Genomic DNA, 15,968 nt, shown 5'->3' with positions numbered 1-15,968 from the left:
ACCGCCGATCGGCTTGGCAGTGTTTCAGGCCGCGCCAAGCTTGACCAAGGGGCGGGCAGGCGCTACCCCCCTTGGCAACCCCGTTTTCTTTGGAGAAATCACCATGTCCAACCCCTCCATCCTCATTCTGCCCGGCGACGGGATCGGCCCCGAAGTCATGGCCGAGGTGCGCAAAGTTATCGATTGGTACGGTGCCAAGCGCGATCTGGCTTTTGACGTTAGCGAAGATCTTGTTGGTGGCGCGGCCTATGACAAGCATGGCGTGCCGCTGGCAGATGAAACGATGGCGCATGCGCAAGAGGTGGACGCGGTTCTGCTCGGCGCCGTGGGCGGGCCGAAATACGACGTGCTTGATTTCAGCGTAAAGCCCGAGCGCGGCCTGCTGCGTCTGCGCAAGGAAATGGACCTGTTTGCCAACCTGCGCCCCGCGCAATGCTTTGACGCGCTGGCCGATTTCAGCTCGTTGAAAAAGGATATCGTGGCAGGGCTGGATATCATGATCGTGCGCGAGCTGACCTCGGGCGTTTATTTCGGTGAACCGCGCGGGATCTTCGAAGAGGGCAATGAACGCGTCGGGATCAACACCCAGCGCTACACCGAATCCGAGATTGAGCGCGCCGCCCGTGCCGCGTTTGAACTGGCAATGAAGCGCAACAAAAAGCTGTGCTCGATGGAAAAGGCCAACGTGATGGAATCGGGCATTCTGTGGCGTGAGGTCGTGACCCGTGTCGGTAAGGACTACCCCGAGGTCGAGTTGAGCCACATGTATGCCGACAATGGCGCGATGCAGTTGGTGCGCGCGCCCAAGCAGTTCGACGTGATCGTCACCGACAACCTGTTCGGCGATATTTTGTCCGATTGCGCCGCGATGTTGACCGGCAGCCTAGGTATGCTGCCCTCGGCCAGTCTTGGCGCGCCGATGGCCAATGGCCGCCCGAAAGCGATGTATGAGCCAGTGCATGGCTCTGCGCCCGACATCGCGGGGCAGGGCAAGGCGAACCCGATCGCCTGTGTTCTCAGCTTTGCGATGGCGTTGCGCTACAGCTTTGATCAGGGCGACGAGGCGACCCGTCTGGAAAGCGCGATTGAAAAGGTGCTGGCCGATGGCGTTCGCACCGCAGATCTGATGGGCCCCGATGGTGGCACGCCCGTTTCGACCAGCGAGATGGGCGACAAGATCATCGCGGCGCTGAACGCAAGCCTCTGATCGCGCCTTCCACAGATTGAAAGGGCGCGGGCCACGGCCTGCGCCTTTTTGCTGCTCGGGGGTTGCAACCCGCCTTGATCCGCAGAAAATGTGAGCGGTAACACAAGGGTGGCTGATGAGCGGTGATTTCACGAAATCGAACGGCAGGGGTGCATCACTGGCGCTTGGGTCGATGGCGATCTTTGCGACGCATGACGTGATCATCAAGCATCTCGGGCAAACCTATTCCCCCGTTCAGATCGTCTTTTTCGCAGCGCTTCTCAGCTTTCCCCTGCTCTCGATCATCCTTCTGAACGACAAGCGTGGCGGCAGTCTGCGTCCGGTCCATCCGGGCTGGGTGGCGGCGCGAGTGATCTTTGCTTTGCTGGCGGGGTTTTTCGCCTTCTACGCTTTCTCGACCTTGCCGCTTGCACAGGTCTACCCGCTGCTCTTCGCGTCACCTCTGCTGATTACGGTGCTGTCGATCCCGCTGCTGGGAGAGAAGGTCGGTCTGCATCGTTGGGTGGCGGTGATTTTTGGCCTGATCGGGGTGCTGATTGTGGTGCGACCGGGGCAGGCCGATTTGCAACTCGGACATGTCGCGGCACTGACCGCAGCGATGTGTGGGGCGATGGCTTCGATCATTGTGCGCAAGGTCGGCGGTGAGGAGCGCTCGGTCGTGCTTTTGCTCTCTCCCATTCTGGGCAATGTTCTGGTGATGGGAGCGGCCTTGCCCTTCGTTTGGGTACCGCTGCAACTACCAGATCTTGGTTTTATGGCAGTGATTGCGCTGTTTGGGCTGAGTGCGTCTTTTCTGCAGATCCTGGCCTATCGCGCTGGCGAGGCGGCAATCGTCGCGCCGATGCAATATTCGCAAATTCTCTGGGCGATTTTCTACGGCTGGTTCATCTTTGGCGAGGGCTTAGATGGTCCAACAATGCTTGGCGCGGGCGTGGTGATTGTTTCGGGCATGTATATCGTCTTCCGAGAGACGCGGCCGAACGTGTCGGAGAACCAGCCGGTGCTGCGCACCCGAGGGCGTACCGAAACCGTGACCTCGCCGCGCACCTCGTTGCTGGGGCGCGTAATGGGTCTTCGCGCACGCAATTCTAGAAGCTGACCCAAGACCCCCTTGCCAAACCCCGCGCAAGGGGCTAATTCCCCGCCCACGGTCGGAGCGTAGCGCAGCCTGGTAGCGCACCTGCTTCGGGAGCAGGGGGTCGGAGGTTCGAATCCTCTCGCTCCGACCAATTTCCCGCATCACTATGAACGCCCAGTCCCCAAGGGGAGCGTCATGGCGCTTGAGATTATTCGGCAAGCCGCCCGCAAATTGCACAGGCACACGCAGCATCTCATTTTGAAAAACATCCCCGCCGATGGATGAAGGCGCTCTCTGACATCAAGTGATGATCGTGAAATAATGCCGTCACGCGGTCAGAAATAACTTCGCACCAGAGCGCCAGAAACCAGCACCCAGCCATTGGCCACGACGAAAAAGGCCAGCTTGAAGGGCATCGCGACCACTGCGGGCGGCACCATCATCATCCCCATCGACATCAACACCGCCGAGACCACGAGGTCGATGATCAGAAATGGCAGATAGATCAGAAAGCCGATTTGAAAGGCGCGCGTGATTTCCGACAGCATGAAGGAGGGGACAAGCGTGGAGAGCGGCGCTGTGGTTAACTCTCCTTGATAGGGCGTTCCGGTGCGTAGCGCAGAGAGTGACGAGAACGTTTCCGGGTCGGTGCGATTGGCCATGAAGGCACGAAACGGCTCTATTCCGCGCGACAAGCCGGTTTGCCAGTCGATGGTGCCGTCGATCAGCGGCTGACCCGCCACCTTCCAGCTTTCCATGAACACGGGCTCCATGATGAACCATGTTAAGAACATCGACAGGCTGACGATGAGCATGTTGGGCGGAGATTGTTGCAGACCAAGGGCTTGGCGTAGAATCGACATCACGGTCACGATGAAGGGGAAGCAGGTCACCATAATCGCCAGCCCCGGTGCGAGGCTGAGCAATGTGATCGCGGCGATAATCAGCATCGAGCGACCCGCAAGGCTTTCGCCATCGCCCATTGAGAGCGAGATATCTTGTGCCCATGCGGGTTGGAGAGAAAGCATTAGGGTTAATAATGCAAATCCGACGGGCAAGAGCGTGCGAAGAGGGGTGGATTGCATCTCGTTACAGCCCGTTTTGTAGATCAGCGACCTCGGTCAAGCGCACGGCAAGCTGGCCATTCGGGTCGCCCTCCACCTCGGTTAACTCGCCGCGTGCGATCAGCTTGTCTCCGACATAAAGCTCGACCGGATCGTCGACGCGCCGGTCCAGCGGTAACACCGAATCGCGTTGTAGGCGCAGCATGTCGCGCACCAAGGGACGGGCTTTGCCGACCGAGATGGTAATTTCGATCGGAACTTGGCTGAACGGGTTGCCGGTGGGGGCATCTTGGGGGATGTCAGTCATGGCTAGGCTCCTCAGCGGACGTGTTGAAATAGGTGGCAACGGCCTGTGAAATCGTGGCGATGACCGCATCAAGATCGATCCGGGTCTCCGTCTCGGAGAAGCGCAGATAGACCTGCCCCTCGCTCAGGCTGTTTTCTGCGGCAAACGCCAGCGGAAGGCTGTCGTCGCGCGTCAGGATTTCCTCGATCTGAGGCAGGGCGGAGGGGTTGGCGAGCACCGTGACGGGCGCTGATGCCAGTTCTTCGGCCAGCGGCATAAGTTGCTCTGCGACAAGGGCGGGCAGGCTGGCGCGGGCAACTTCGGGCAGAACTTTGGCCGTCATGTCGATCAACAAGGGGCGCAGCGCCTCCAGCATATGGTGACGCGCCTCGTGAAAGGTGAAGGACAGCGCCTGCAGGTTGCGGCCCAGATCGCCATGAAGCCGCGCGGTTTCACTATTCTGCGCAGCGACCGCATCATCCCAACCCGCCTGATAGCCCTTTTCAAAGGCCGCGAGTTTGGCCTCTTCGAAGGCGACCGGTTCGATTTCAATCGCCTCATCTTCCGGCGCGCGAGGTTCGAAGGACTCAAGTTTCAAACGTTGTGCCATTACGCTTTCTCCTCAGTCTCTTCCATCCAACTGCGCAGGATTTCGACGCTTTCGGATTGCCTTTCTGTGATCATCTTTTTGAGGCGTGTCACGGGGTCGGCGGATTGGCCGAAGTCGTCCGACTCGCCCATGTCTCCGATGCCCCCCATGTCGAAAGCAGAGTTCATCGTCATCGGCATATCCCCCACGTCATAGTCAGAGATCACCTGCATATTCATGTCGGGCATCTCGTCTTCGGCGATTTCACCGGTCAAGGCAGTGCTGACGGGGCGCTCTGGCGGGGGCAATTCGGCTGCGGCGGTTTGCAGCTTTTGTGTCAGGATCGGGCGCGCGACAAACAGACCCAAAATCAGCGCGACCACTGCCAAAACGGCGATCTGGATGATTTGAGTCAGGTCGAGAGATACGTCGCTTAGCGCACCAGAGGTGGCCGTGGTGCCCAGTGTCGGTACCGCCTCGAATTGCATGGATTGCAAGGTGATCACGTCGCCACGCGCCTCATTGAACCCGACCGCCGAGGAAACCAGCTGCTTGAGCGCGGCCAGCTCTGGTTCGGGGCGGGGCTGCCAACTGGTCGTTCCATCGGAATTTACCGTGGTTAACCCATCGACAAGCACGGCCACGCTGAGACGTTTGATCGCGCCCGGCGTGCGCAACAATTCGCGCCGCGTTTCAGACACTTCATAATTGGTGCGCTCGCGCGTCTCGGTACTTTGGCTTTTGGATTGCCCACTATCGCCCCCAGCGTTTTGCGGAAGATTTGAGGCAACAGTGACCGCGCCGGGCTGCGTCGCATCCGAATTTTTCGACGTCTCAACCGTATCGGTGGAAATCGCGACGCGGCTTTCGGGATCAAAGTGATGCTCGGTAATCGCCTCGCGCTCGTTTACGGTTTCGACAGACAGCTCGACCACTGCGTTTCCTGCACCGACACGCGCGGCGAGTAACCGTTCGACATTCTTCTTAAGCGCGGAGGCGCGATCATTGGCGGATGTCATCACGCTCGCCTCATCGCCCGAGGCGATCAGGCCGCGCGCCGAATCAATTACCGACACATCATCGGGCGACATCCCGCTGACTGCGGAGGCCACGAGGTAGCGCAACGCTTTGACTTGCGCGGCGCCAAGACCGCCCGAAGCCGCAGTGATGGTCACCGAAGCGGTCGGCTTGAGGTCTTTGCGAAACGGTTGATCGGTGGGATGCGCGATATGAACGCGCGCAGATCGAATTGCCGGAGAGGCTGCAATCGTGCGCGCGAGTTCACCTTCTTTGGCGCGCCAATAGGCGGCGTCAAACATTTGAGACGTGGTGCCAAAACCGGATAGCGAATCAAGCAGTTCATAGCCTGCTGCACCCTCTGCTGGCAGGCCCTGTGCCGCCAATGTCATCCGAAGAGAATCGCGTTGTGCAGCGGGCACAAAAATCGCATCGCCGCGCACCTCATAATGCACACCACTTTGATCAAGCGCGCTGACGACCTCTCCTGATTCGACACCGCCGAGGCCTGCGTAGAGCAGGCTCATCTGGGGTTTCGAAGCCATCGTGGAAATCGCAAGAATCGCTGCGAACATGGCCGCTGTAGCTGCGATCACAATCACCCTTTTGCGCAGATCTAGTGCCTGCCAGACGTCGAATAACTGTTGCAAGACGCACCTCCATTGAGCGGGCGTTCTGCCCTGTCGCGTGGCCCCACATTCCACCATTGCGCTTAACAATCGGTTAGTCGTCTTCGGTTAAAGCTGTTTGAGACGAAGAAATCGGTGATGAAATGGCAGATGCAACGACTGAGGCCGCAGATGAGGCCCCGAAGAAAAAATCAAAACTGCCGCTGTTGATCGGCCTCGTGCTTATGCTCTTGTTAGGCGGCGGTGGGTTCTATGCGGTCTATTCCGGGATGATCCTTGCCCCGCCTGCTGAAGATGGCGGGCATAGTGAAGCGACGCATGACGCTGAAGTCGTGCCCGATGCGCTGCCCGAAATCGGGTTTGTTGCGCTGGATCCGATGGTGATTTCACTGTCGGGAAAAGGCGCGAAACATTTGCGATTCGTCGCGCAGCTTGAAGTGCCGTTGGCCCATGAAAAGGATGTCGAGCATCTCAAGCCGCGCATCATGGACGTGTTGAACGGCTATTTGCGCGCGGTTGATCCGGCGTTGCTCGAAGACCCTTCAGCCTTGATGCGATTGCGCGCGCAGATGTTGCGTCGGGTGCAGATCGTGACCGGGGATGGGCGCGTGCGCGACCTATTAATCATCGAATTTGTATTGAACTGATGGAGAGCTTTATGCAGCTAATTGCTGATCTTTTGATGGGTCTCGCGGCCATGGCTGCTGCGGCGTATTGTCTAGTGCTGGCGCGGCGATTGAAGCGGTTTAATCAGTTGGAAAACGGCATGGGCGGCGCGATTGCAGTGCTGTCGGCGCAGGTAGATGACATGACGCGCGCGCTTGAAAAAGCGCAGATGACCGCAAGCCAATCTGAAACTCAGCTTCGTATGCTGACTGAACGGGCAGAAGGTGGCGCTGAAAAGCTAGAACTGCTGCTGGCATCGCTCCACGATCTACCGGATGGCCATGAACCCCGGCGCACCGTCAAGCGGCGTCGCCACCGTGACAGCAATCTGGAGGCGGCGGAATGAAAAAGCTTGCATCCGGACGAACCAAAACTGGCGAAAAGCAAGCTAAGCGCAAGCGGCGTTGGTTTGGACGGGGCGTCCTATGGATCATTGCGCTGTTGTTTGGCATTTCGGGCACGATTCGACTTGTTGAGACCGGCGGATTTGCGGTGGCGAAGCAGTTGGTGGGGGCTGAGGATAGCGGTCCTGATATGGCTGGAGATTGCATTACAGAGCCTGGATTGATGGCACTCCATGAGCAACTGCAGGTGCGCGAAGGTAAATTGTCAGAGCGCGAGGGGCTGGTATTGGATCGTGAACAAGCGATCAACTTGGCCGAGGGGCGGATCGAATCGCGATTGGCGGAACTGGTGGCTGCCGAAAAGGCGCTGTCGAAAACTGTTTCGATTGCCGACAAATCTGCGGATGAAGATGTGGCCCGTCTCGTCACTCTCTACGAGAACATGAAACCCAAACAGGCAGCGCCGTTGTTCGAAGAGATGGCGCCAGAGTTTGCAGCTGGGTTTCTGGGCAGGATGCGCCCGGATACGGCGGCCGCTGTTATGGCAAGTCTAGACCCGAAAACCGCCTATACGATCAGCGTGATGATGGCGGGTCGAAACGCCGGTGCGCCGAAAAATTAAGTAAGTCAGTCATTTCTTAAAACAATTCTGTCACGCTTGCGATGCAGCTGTTGGAGGGTTTCTCATGGTCGGTATCATCGGCATCGTTATCATCTTTGCGATGGTTTTCGGCGGGTATGTCGCCGCTGGCGGAAAGATGGGAATTATCCTTAAATCGGCGCCGTTCGAGATGATTATTATAGGCGGCGCTGCGGTCGGGGCGTTTGTGCTTGCGAATGATGTCGCCGCGATCAAGCACACGCTCAAGGATGTCGGTAAGGTTTTCAAAGGCGCGAAATGGAAGCCCTCGGATTATCGCGATCTGCTCTGCCTGTTGTTTGAGCTAATCCGATTGGCGCGCCAGAACCCCGTCGCGATTGAAGAGCATATCGAAGACCCTGAAAATTCGTCGATTTTTGGTAAATATCCCAAGATCCTGCATGATCACGAAGCCATCGAGATCATCTGTGACACGCTGCGCTCTGCTTCTATGAACTATGACGACCCCAATCAGGTTGAAGAGGTGCTCGATAAGCAGCTTGAGGCAAACTATCACCACGCGATGCATTCAAGTCATGCGATGCAGTCGGTTGCTGATGCAATGCCGGCGCTGGGTATTGTGGCGGCTGTGCTGGGTGTGATCAAGACGATGGCTTCGATCGATCAGCCGCCTGAGATTTTGGGCAAGATGATTGGTGGCGCGCTCGTCGGGACATTTCTGGGCGTCTTTATGGCGTATGGATTTATCGCGCCTTTTGCCGAACGCATGAAGGCGGTGATCGACGAAGATAGCCATTTTTATAAGCTTATTCGTGAAGTGTTGGTTGCGAACCTGCACAACCACGCAACCAATATCTGTATTGAAGTTGGGCGTCAGAACACCCCACATCACATTCGTCCCAGTTTTGCCGATCTCGAAGAGGCGCTCAAGTCAGTGAAGACGGAGGCGGCGTGATGCTGCGTCTGGCTCTGTTTCTCTGTTGTCTGGCTTTGCCGGCGCATGCTTTGCCTGTTGTGGTGAGATCGGGCGAGCACGCTGATTTTTCGCGACTGGTCGTGATGTTGCCGAAAGGAGCGCAGTGGCAGGTCGAGCCCAGCGAAGATGGCTATCGACTCGAAACCAATGTCGAAGATCCCGAATTTCAGCTTCAAGACGTGTTTCGCTTAATTCCGCGCACGCGTGTTGAGCGCATTCAAAGGGATATCGCGGCTGGCGGGTTGCTGTTTGACACGGCCAAGGGTGTCGAAATGCGCTCATTTCAGCTGCGCTTGGGGGGCGTGGTTTTGGATTTCTACGATGCCCCCGACTCGGTAGAGGCAGCTTCAAGTTCTGAGCCACCACCCGTTCCTCCGTCTTATCGCAGCGTGCACCCCGTTCCGGTTGGCGCGGCTCATCTTGATTTGTACTGGGGGGGGTTAGTCGCCGATCCGGAGCCATCGGTGCCCGAAATTCAAGACGAGTTGCCACTCACGCCTCGTATGAACGACTCTCCGCTATCCGTACCCAAGATTGAACAGACAGATAAGCGCGTTACCGCCGTAGAAGAGCGCTTGCGTGAGGAGCTTTCGCGGGCTGCTTCGCAAGGGTTAGTTGAAATAGACATGCCGAAATTGCCTAAACCTGTCGTGGAGGAGCAACCATCGCCTGATGCGCCGACACTCGAGGTTCAGGACGAGGCACCGGACCCTCGCTATCAAACCCATGATCATATCGCTTTTAAGTCGGAAACTTCGATTGATCAGGCGCGACCATCTGGCCATCCAACGCTGGGACGTACTGAAAACGGATTGCGGTGTGCGTCAGATTCGCTCTTCGATCTCGGGGCCTGGATGGGGGACGGAGACGCGAGTGATCAAATTGGCGCGGGGCGACGCGCTGTGATGGGCGAGTTCGACAAGCCCAACCAAGATGAGGTGATCAAGCTCGCGCGGACCTATCTGGCATTCGGTTTCGGGGCGGAATCTCGAGCGCTTTTACGTGACATGGGAAAGCCCGGCGACGCGCGCGATGCGCTGATGTACCTTGCGGACTTGTTTGATGAGTTGCCCGCCGCGAGCCGGTCTCCGTTCGCTCAGATGGTGGGGTGTGATGGCTATGTTTCGGTTTGGGCCTTGCTCGGGGCCGACCCGCTTCCAGCAAAAGAGGACGTAAATTTTGCGGCGGTACAACGCACCTATCTTGGTTTGTCGCCGCAATTGCGCCAGACGATTGGGCCGGATTTGGTGGGACGTTTGATCGCCATGGATGCGCCAGATATCGCGCGCGCGATCAGGCCAGCACTTTCGCGCATCACCGAGGAAGACCACAGCGCGCTTGATATGGTTGATGCGCAATTGACTCTGCAGGAAGGTGGCGACGACGCTGATCATGCGCTGGCAAAAGTCGTTGCGAAGGATGGGACGCATGCGGCGGATGCGCTGCTGCTGCTCGTGGACGACCAGTTGAGCCATGGGCAAGCAATTGATTCTTCCACTACCCAAAATGCGCGTGCCTTGGCGTTTGAGCTTAAGGGCGGACCCGTAGCCTATAAGTTGTTGCGTGCTGCGGCGCTGGGACATGCATCGGTCGGCGAATTTGATGAAGCTTTTGCACTAATGGCGGGCTGGCCGAGAGACGCTGAACCAAAGCTCCGAACAAGGGCGCGTGACGAAATCGTTAATTTACTCGCCAAGCTCCCCAATGACGGGATATTTTTGCGCAATTTCTTCGCCCATTGGGAGCCAGTGCTGGCTGCAGCAAAACAAGATGATTTGCGATTTGAACTGGCGGAGCGTTTAATAAACTTAGGTTTTGAAGACACAGCCACACCGATTTTGGCGCAGGCTAACCCCCCGGGTCATCGAGACCTCTTGCTCATGGGCAAGGCGGCCTTAGCATCACATGATGCAGCGGCAGCGCTTACCCACCTCAAGGGTATCGCGGGTCCCGAAGCAGAGCGATTGCGCGCTCAGGCGCTGGCTTTGATCGGCGAACATGGTGCCGCGCAGGTCGCTTATTCCAATGCCAGTGATTCTGAGGATGCTCTGCGCGAGGCATGGCGCGATGGGAATTGGGATTTTGTTCGCGAGAATGCCGCGGATACGGAGAGAGACTTTGTTGAGACTTTTGCGCCTAAATCGTCTGAGCTGGATAGCGTGCCAAATCCCAGTGGCCCGCTTACCCGCGCGGAGGCATTGATAGAAGCGAGCGAAAAAGAGCGTAAGATTTTCCAAGAAATGCTGGGTAAATTTTCTGTACGCGACACAGAAGCTGTTCAGAGTCCCAGTCTGGTTGACGATATTCCGACGAATTGAGACTAGACGAATTTCACTGACTCGTAGGGTGAACGAAAACGGAATCTCAAGACTTTTCCTTTAGCCGTTTGGAAAGCAAGAATTGCTTTGCGAAGGGAAAACCCAATGCTCGGAACGATCCGCCTTTTGTTTCTGTCTGTTTCTTTGTTCATGGGGAACGCGCACTTGCTTCGCGCAAGTACTCAAGAGGCCGCCGCAATCTGTGAATCGGTCGCAGAGCAAGTTTCACGCGAAAGCGGTGTTCCAGTCTCTGTGCTGAAAGCCATTTCTCTGAACGAGACTGGTCGTAAACGCGACGGAGCGTTTCGCCCTTGGCCATGGACGGTGAACATGGAAGGCGCTGGTCATTGGTTTGACTCGCGCGATCAGGCGCTGACCTATGTGTTTAAAGAGTTCAAACGCGGGGCGCGTAGCTTTGACGTTGGTTGTTTCCAGATTAACTATAAGTGGCACGGAGAGAATTTTTCTTCGATAGAGGAAATGTTCGATCCGCTCGCAAATGGACGCTATGCGGCCAGGTTTTTAAGTGACCTCTACACAGAACTGGGTGATTGGAAAAAGGCTGCGGGCGCGTTTCATTCACGCACAAAGAAATATGCTGACAAATATTCAGCGCGGTTTTCCTCGATCCGTAAGAAGTATCTGCACGAAGATGGTGCGTCGTCCAACCGCCCTGAGCGCCTCGCGGCGGGGCATGTGCCTAAACTCTACCTGGATAAAAATTCAGGAATTCCCGAAATTCCGGACATAGTTTTGGCGCAGCAAGAGACACGTCGCAAAGAAACGCGTGAGAACACCTACCCTTTGTTGATCCGAAAAGAGAACGCTACCCCGGCGTTGGGGCGTGCAGCGGGAGCGTCGCTATTTGCGACGGCGCTTTCCAAACGTGAGGGTATGTGATGACCGCCCCACTCCTCTCACGGATTTTCCAACCCACAATTATGCTTGCGCTGGTCTTAATGGCGATCATCGTCATGATGATCTTACCGGTGCCGTCCTGGGTTCTCGACGTTGGGCTGGCCACATCTTTCGCGCTCGCCATCCTAATCTTTACAGTTACTCTTTTCATCGAGCGGCCGCTAGATTTCTCGGCGTTTCCGACAATTTTGCTAGGCTCGCTGATGTTGCGGCTTTCGCTAAACGTCACATCAACCAAGCTGATTATCGGACAGGGCCATACCGGAACCGGTGCGGCAGGCGAGGTTATCGAGGGCTTTGCCAATTTCATCATGAGTGGATCGGTTTTGATTGGCCTCGTGGTATTTTGCGTGATTCTTATCGTGAATTTCATTGTGATCACGAAAGGTGCTGGCCGGATGGCCGAGGTCGGTGCGCGGTTTGCGTTGGATGCAATGCCGGGCAAGCAGCTGGCAATTGACAGCGACATGAATGCCGGAGCCATTGATCATGCTGAGGCGCGCGAGCGGCGAGAACGCGAGCAAGCGGAAACGACGTTTTTTGGTTCGCTCGATGGTGCATCAAAATTCGTGAAAGGCGATGCGGTCGCGGGACTCTTGATTACTATGCTTAACCTTGTGGTCGGGCTAATTATTGGCACCGCAGTGCATGGTATGCCCATTGAACGTGCACTGGAAACCTACACAATTTTGACCGTCGGGGACGGGCTAGTTAGCCAAATCCCGGCGGTTATCATTTCGATTGCTTCGGCGATCTTGCTATCGCGCACCGGGTCCAAGGGGTCGACTGACCTTGAAATGTTCCGCCAACTTGGAAAATATCCACCCGCTTTGGCGACTGTCGCTGTGTTGATGGGGCTGTTTGGGCTCGTGCCGGGGTTACCGTTTGTGCCCTTTATGCTGGGAGCGGCGATTTTGGGCGGGACGGCCTATATGCTAACGCGCGCTGAAAAAGCGCGGTTAAGGCGCGAAGCAATGAAAATGCCAGCACCCGAGGAAAAAACCAAGAAAAAGTCCCTCGGGGATGTGCTGGATGTGGATGATATCCATGTCGAATTCGCGCCTGATCTTGTCAGTATGGCGCTTGATCCGGCCACCGGGGTGGACGCGCGAATTTCGAACATGCGCAATCATGTCGCGGCGAATTTCGGGCTGATCCTGCCGGAGATTCGGCTAACTGACGACGCGAGTCTGGGTGCGGGCTGCTATCGCATTCGCATTCAGGGGGTGGAGCAGGCGAGTGACCGTCTGTACCCCGATCACGTTCTCGCACTGATCGCCGATAATCGCGAGTTTCTGCCCGAAGGCCCTGAGGTCCGTGAACCCGTTTTTCATGCGCCGGCACGCTGGGTGCCTATGAACGCGCAAGAGGATGCCGCGCTGGCCGGGTCAACGGTTGTCAGCCCCACCGAGGTTCTGGCAACCCATCTTCTTGAGGTGATCAAAGCAAACTTCTCGCGTTTGATGACCCTGCGCGCCCTGCGCCGCTTGCTGGATGAGGTGGTTAACCTCTCGGATCCAGCGCGTGCGGATGCAAATCGCCGAGTTCTGGATGAAATGATCCCAGACAAAGTGCCGATCGATTTGCTGCTATCGGTCCTGCGTCTGCTGCTTGAAGAGCGGGTCTCGATTCGCAATCTTCTATTGATCACTGAGGCCGTTTCAGAGGTACGAAATCTGCAATCACCCGAGGCGATTTGCGAACATGTGCGTCAGAGGCTGGGCTTTCAACTTGTGGCCGACTTGCGCCGCGCTGATGGGACGATCCCGCTTATTCAGCTGGCACCGGAATGGGAGCAGACCTTTGGCAGCTACACGATCGGAGCAGAACGCGGCGGCGGGGATGTTGCGCTACCGCCAGAGAAATTCAATCGCCTTGCCGGCAACATAGCGGAGCGCATCGCGGCGGCGGGTCAAACCGGGGTCTTCCCAGCGCTGGTGACATCCGGGCGGCGACGGCGGTTCTTGCACACCGTCCTAAGCGCCAAGGGAATCACCGCACCAGTTCTTAGCTTTGAAGAGATCGGGTTCGATGCGCGCCCTGCAATCGTGGGGATGGTCGCGACATGAATGATGCGCTCGCCCAACTATTGCAAGCAAGTCAGGATGCGCTGTTCCTGGGTTTCGTCATTCTGCTGCGGGTGGGCGGTTTGGTGGGGCTTGCACCGGGTTTTGGTGAATCGACGCTGCCTGCGCGCATCAAGACGGTGGTCGCGCTTGGGTTTACCGTTTTGCTGATGCCCGCGATGGCGAGCGAGCTTGCGCCGTTGAGGGCGCGCACGGGTGTCCCGCTTTGGATGCTGTTTGAGATCGTTACCGGCGTATTCTTAGGCCTTGGTCTGCGTGCCTTTATTTTCGCATTGCAGGTCGCGGGAACGGTTGCAGCGCAGGCCACTTCGCTGTCGCAGCTCCTGGGTGGCATGGGCGGTGAGCCGCAACCCGCTATCGGCAATCTGATGGTGGTGGCCGGGGTCGCGCTGCTGATGCAGATGGGATTTCACGTTCACCTTGCCGAGTTTATTCTTGGATCGTACCGCGTGATCCCAGCCGGGGCGCTCCCTGATGCGCAGTCCTTTCACGATTGGGGCTTGGCGGGAATAACGCGGGCATTTTCACTGGCCTTCATGATCGCAGCGCCGTTCGTGATGACGGGGCTCATCTACAACGTGGCGCTCGGCGCAATCAACCGGGCGATGCCGCAGTTGATGGTCGCCTTTGTCGGTGCGCCAGCGCTGACGGCTGGCGGCTTGATGCTACTGGCGATCGCGCTTCCGGGGGGGATCATCGTCTGGCGTGAAGCGGTGGTCGCGTTCCTGCTTAACCCGTTCACGGTGGCCCCATGAGTGAAGACGACTCCTCCGAAAAGGAATACGAGCCAACAGAGCACAAGCTGAACGAAGCGCGGCGCAAAGGCGATTTGGTGAGGTCGTCTGAAATTGCGGTCGCTGCGGTCTATGGTGGGTTTCTACTGGCGATTTTGGCGCTGGGCGCGATCAGCCTGCGCCAGTTCGGGACGCGCGCAATGGTGATGCTTGAACAGGCAGATACACTGTCACGCGATATTTTCGCAGGCGGGACATCGCTTGGCATGGGCGCGGTATTTTCCGTGCTCGCTCCGGTTGCGCCCTTTTTGCTGGCCCCGATGGTGGCCGCGCTCATCGCATATTGGGCGCAACGCGCAATTGTGGTGGCGCCTGAAAAGCTTCAGTTCAAGCTGAGTCGAATCAATCCGATGGCCAATGCTGTGCAAAAATTTGGGCGTAGCGGATTGTTCGAGTTTGCCAAAAGCGCTGTTAAGCTTGTGGTGATCGCGATTGTGCTTGGGTTCTATCTGCGCGCCCAGTTTGAGACGATTTTGACAGGCCAACGTGTCTCGCCCGGACAGTCAATGAGCGCGCTATTGAAGATGATCGTCGAATTTCTGGCGTTGGTAACGGCCGTTGCCACAATCATGGGTGCCGTGGATTATTTTTGGCAACGCGCGGAATTTATGCGTCGCAACCGGATGAGTCGCAAGGAACTGACCGATGAGATGAAGCAATCCGAAGGCGACCCTCATCTCAAAGGGCAGCGGCGTCAACGTGGCTATGAGATCGCGATGGGGCAGTCAGTCGCTAATGCCGCTGAGGCAGATGTCATCATCGTCAACCCGACCCATTACGCCGTCGCGCTGAAATGGGACCGTGCAAGCGGTCGCGCACCAACCTGTCTGGCCAAGGGCGTCGATGAGATCGCGGCGCGTATTCGCGAGGTTGCGGCAGAAAACGCGGTGCCAATCCATTCCGATCCGCCCACAGCGCGGGCGCTTTACGCGACGATCGAGATCGGCGATGAGATCCGCCCGGAATATTACAAACCCGTAGCGGCAGCGATCCGATTTGCAGAGAAAATGCGCCAGCGCGCGCGTGGTCGAGGGGCATCATGAACCGTCGCAAGCAACTGCTCCGTTTGACTGCATTGGCCGAAATGCAACGCGAGCTGGAGCTCGTCAAGCTAAGCGCCTTAACCCTGCGTCAGCGTGAGATGGAAACTGCGGTGGCGGATCTTGAGGCCGCGCGTCGGTCCGCGCATGGTTATAGCGCTGAATGCCCGGAGATTGCGATTGCAGCAGGCCGGTTTGACGCTTTCGCCCTGACGCGGCGCAACCAGATGCATGTGCAGATCGCAGCTCTTGCCCCCGAAATAGAACAAGCGCGCGCAGTCGCGGCGCGCGCGGTGGGGCGTCATTCGGTTTTGCAAAAGCTGTCGGTCAAAAAATAGGGGCCGCGATTTGCGA

The 15,968-nt window shown here is 57.3% G+C and carries 16 protein-coding genes and 1 tRNA gene; 13 read left to right on the top strand and 4 right to left on the bottom strand.

Translation table 11 applies throughout. The features are described 5' to 3' along the window. Positions 1 to 103: 103 nt before the first annotated feature. The 3 genes from leuB to DT23_RS17565 all read left to right on the top strand — a co-directional run bounded on the left by leuB (position 104) and on the right by DT23_RS17565 (position 2,436). Positions 104 to 1,207, top strand: a complete 1,104-nt coding sequence (leuB, locus tag DT23_RS17575) for a 3-isopropylmalate dehydrogenase (RefSeq protein WP_038133469.1) — start codon at positions 104 to 106, stop codon at positions 1,205 to 1,207. A 115-nt stretch (positions 1,208 to 1,322) separates the two neighbouring features. Next, positions 1,323 to 2,306, top strand: a complete 984-nt coding sequence (locus DT23_RS17570; RefSeq protein ID WP_038133434.1) for a DMT family transporter — start codon at positions 1,323 to 1,325, stop codon at positions 2,304 to 2,306. Between the two features lie 53 nt (positions 2,307 to 2,359). Then, positions 2,360 to 2,436 (top strand) — tRNA-Pro (locus tag DT23_RS17565). A 184-nt stretch (positions 2,437 to 2,620) separates the two neighbouring features. Here DT23_RS17565 and fliP read toward each other — a convergent pair. Genes fliP through fliF form a run of 4 tightly spaced genes read right to left on the bottom strand, consistent with a single transcriptional unit; the run spans position 2,621 to position 5,948 of the window. Further along, a complete protein-coding gene (gene fliP, locus DT23_RS17560) occupies positions 2,621 to 3,370 on the bottom strand; it encodes a flagellar type III secretion system pore protein FliP (protein ID WP_038133433.1) in 750 nt (249 codons plus the stop codon). Between the two features lie 4 nt (positions 3,371 to 3,374). Next, positions 3,375 to 3,656 carry a FliM/FliN family flagellar motor switch protein gene (locus DT23_RS17555; RefSeq protein ID WP_038133431.1) on the bottom strand — a complete coding sequence of 94 codons (282 nt, stop codon included), beginning with the start codon at positions 3,654 to 3,656 and terminating at the stop codon, positions 3,375 to 3,377. Next, on the bottom strand, positions 3,649 to 4,245 hold the full coding sequence (locus DT23_RS17550; RefSeq protein ID WP_038133429.1) for a FliH/SctL family protein: 597 nt from the start codon (positions 4,243 to 4,245) through the stop codon (positions 3,649 to 3,651). The genes DT23_RS17555 and DT23_RS17550 overlap by 8 nt, the downstream gene beginning before the upstream one ends. Next, positions 4,245 to 5,948, bottom strand: a complete 1,704-nt coding sequence (gene fliF, locus DT23_RS17545) for a flagellar basal-body MS-ring/collar protein FliF (RefSeq protein WP_051697404.1) — start codon at positions 5,946 to 5,948, stop codon at positions 4,245 to 4,247. The genes DT23_RS17550 and fliF overlap by 1 nt, the downstream gene beginning before the upstream one ends. Positions 5,949 to 6,013: 65 nt before the next feature. Between fliF and DT23_RS17540 the strand changes: the two genes are divergently transcribed. The 10 genes from DT23_RS17540 (at position 6,014) to DT23_RS17495 (ending at position 15,952) form a co-directional block, all read left to right on the top strand. Then, positions 6,014 to 6,517, top strand: a complete 504-nt coding sequence (locus DT23_RS17540) for a flagellar basal body-associated FliL family protein (protein WP_038133425.1) — start codon at positions 6,014 to 6,016, stop codon at positions 6,515 to 6,517. An 11-nt stretch (positions 6,518 to 6,528) separates the two neighbouring features. Further along, on the top strand, positions 6,529 to 6,882 hold the full coding sequence (locus DT23_RS17535; protein ID WP_038133422.1) for a hypothetical protein: 354 nt from the start codon (positions 6,529 to 6,531) through the stop codon (positions 6,880 to 6,882). Beyond that, positions 6,879 to 7,502, top strand: a complete 624-nt coding sequence (locus DT23_RS17530; protein WP_038133421.1) for a MotE family protein — start codon at positions 6,879 to 6,881, stop codon at positions 7,500 to 7,502. The genes DT23_RS17535 and DT23_RS17530 overlap by 4 nt, the downstream gene beginning before the upstream one ends. Before the next feature lie 64 nt (positions 7,503 to 7,566). Then, positions 7,567 to 8,436 carry a flagellar motor stator protein MotA gene (motA, locus tag DT23_RS17525; protein ID WP_038133418.1) on the top strand — a complete coding sequence of 290 codons (870 nt, stop codon included), beginning with the start codon at positions 7,567 to 7,569 and terminating at the stop codon, positions 8,434 to 8,436. Next, positions 8,436 to 10,775: a hypothetical protein gene (locus DT23_RS17520; protein WP_038133417.1), complete on the top strand. Its 2,340-nt coding sequence runs from the start codon at positions 8,436 to 8,438 to the stop codon at positions 10,773 to 10,775. The genes motA and DT23_RS17520 overlap by 1 nt, the downstream gene beginning before the upstream one ends. Before the next feature lie 105 nt (positions 10,776 to 10,880). Then, complete coding sequence (locus DT23_RS18770) at positions 10,881 to 11,675, top strand: transglycosylase SLT domain-containing protein (RefSeq protein WP_051697403.1); 795 nt, start codon at positions 10,881 to 10,883, stop codon at positions 11,673 to 11,675. Beyond that, positions 11,675 to 13,762: a flagellar biosynthesis protein FlhA gene (flhA, locus tag DT23_RS17510; protein WP_038133415.1), complete on the top strand. Its 2,088-nt coding sequence runs from the start codon at positions 11,675 to 11,677 to the stop codon at positions 13,760 to 13,762. The genes DT23_RS18770 and flhA overlap by 1 nt, the downstream gene beginning before the upstream one ends. Then, on the top strand, positions 13,759 to 14,535 hold the full coding sequence (locus DT23_RS17505) for a flagellar biosynthetic protein FliR (RefSeq protein ID WP_051697402.1): 777 nt from the start codon (positions 13,759 to 13,761) through the stop codon (positions 14,533 to 14,535). The genes flhA and DT23_RS17505 overlap by 4 nt, the downstream gene beginning before the upstream one ends. Beyond that, on the top strand, positions 14,532 to 15,617 hold the full coding sequence (locus tag DT23_RS17500) for an EscU/YscU/HrcU family type III secretion system export apparatus switch protein (protein ID WP_038133413.1): 1,086 nt from the start codon (positions 14,532 to 14,534) through the stop codon (positions 15,615 to 15,617). Before DT23_RS17505 ends, DT23_RS17500 begins: the two co-directional genes overlap by 4 nt. Beyond that, entirely contained in the window at positions 15,614 to 15,952 is a 339-nt protein-coding gene (locus tag DT23_RS17495) for a hypothetical protein (protein WP_038133411.1), read from the top strand. The genes DT23_RS17500 and DT23_RS17495 overlap by 4 nt, the downstream gene beginning before the upstream one ends. Positions 15,953 to 15,968: the final 16 nt, after the last annotated feature.

The sequence above is a fragment of the Thioclava indica genome (assembly GCF_000714545.1).
In the GTDB taxonomy this organism is placed as follows: Bacteria; Pseudomonadota; Alphaproteobacteria; order Rhodobacterales; family Rhodobacteraceae; genus Thioclava; species Thioclava indica.
The sequence above is the reverse complement of the archived record's forward strand: the minus strand, read 5'-3'. Positions and strand labels throughout refer to the sequence as shown.

Bases quoted from the DNA above. Each gene is read 5' to 3' on its own strand.
- DT23_RS17555 (WP_038133431.1), bottom strand. From the start codon at position 3,656: ATGACTGACATCCCCCAAGATGCCCCCACCGGCAACCCGTTCAGCCAA.
- DT23_RS17540 (WP_038133425.1), top strand. From the start codon at position 6,014: ATGGCAGATGCAACGACTGAGGCCGCAGATGAGGCCCCGAAGAAAAAA.
- DT23_RS17520 (WP_038133417.1), top strand. From the start codon at position 8,436: ATGCTGCGTCTGGCTCTGTTTCTCTGTTGTCTGGCTTTGCCGGCGCAT.
- DT23_RS17570 (WP_038133434.1), top strand. From the start codon at position 1,323: ATGAGCGGTGATTTCACGAAATCGAACGGCAGGGGTGCATCACTGGCG.
- DT23_RS18770 (WP_051697403.1), top strand. From the start codon at position 10,881: ATGCTCGGAACGATCCGCCTTTTGTTTCTGTCTGTTTCTTTGTTCATG.
- DT23_RS17500 (WP_038133413.1), top strand. From the start codon at position 14,532: ATGAGTGAAGACGACTCCTCCGAAAAGGAATACGAGCCAACAGAGCAC.
- DT23_RS17550 (WP_038133429.1), bottom strand. From the start codon at position 4,245: ATGGCACAACGTTTGAAACTTGAGTCCTTCGAACCTCGCGCGCCGGAA.
- flhA (WP_038133415.1), top strand. From the start codon at position 11,675: ATGACCGCCCCACTCCTCTCACGGATTTTCCAACCCACAATTATGCTT.
- fliP (WP_038133433.1), bottom strand. From the start codon at position 3,370: ATGCAATCCACCCCTCTTCGCACGCTCTTGCCCGTCGGATTTGCATTA.
- DT23_RS17495 (WP_038133411.1), top strand. From the start codon at position 15,614: ATGAACCGTCGCAAGCAACTGCTCCGTTTGACTGCATTGGCCGAAATG.
- DT23_RS17505 (WP_051697402.1), top strand. From the start codon at position 13,759: ATGAATGATGCGCTCGCCCAACTATTGCAAGCAAGTCAGGATGCGCTG.
- leuB (WP_038133469.1), top strand. From the start codon at position 104: ATGTCCAACCCCTCCATCCTCATTCTGCCCGGCGACGGGATCGGCCCC.
- fliF (WP_051697404.1), bottom strand. From the start codon at position 5,948: ATGGTGGAATGTGGGGCCACGCGACAGGGCAGAACGCCCGCTCAATGG.
- DT23_RS17530 (WP_038133421.1), top strand. From the start codon at position 6,879: ATGAAAAAGCTTGCATCCGGACGAACCAAAACTGGCGAAAAGCAAGCT.
- DT23_RS17535 (WP_038133422.1), top strand. From the start codon at position 6,529: ATGCAGCTAATTGCTGATCTTTTGATGGGTCTCGCGGCCATGGCTGCT.
- motA (WP_038133418.1), top strand. From the start codon at position 7,567: ATGGTCGGTATCATCGGCATCGTTATCATCTTTGCGATGGTTTTCGGC.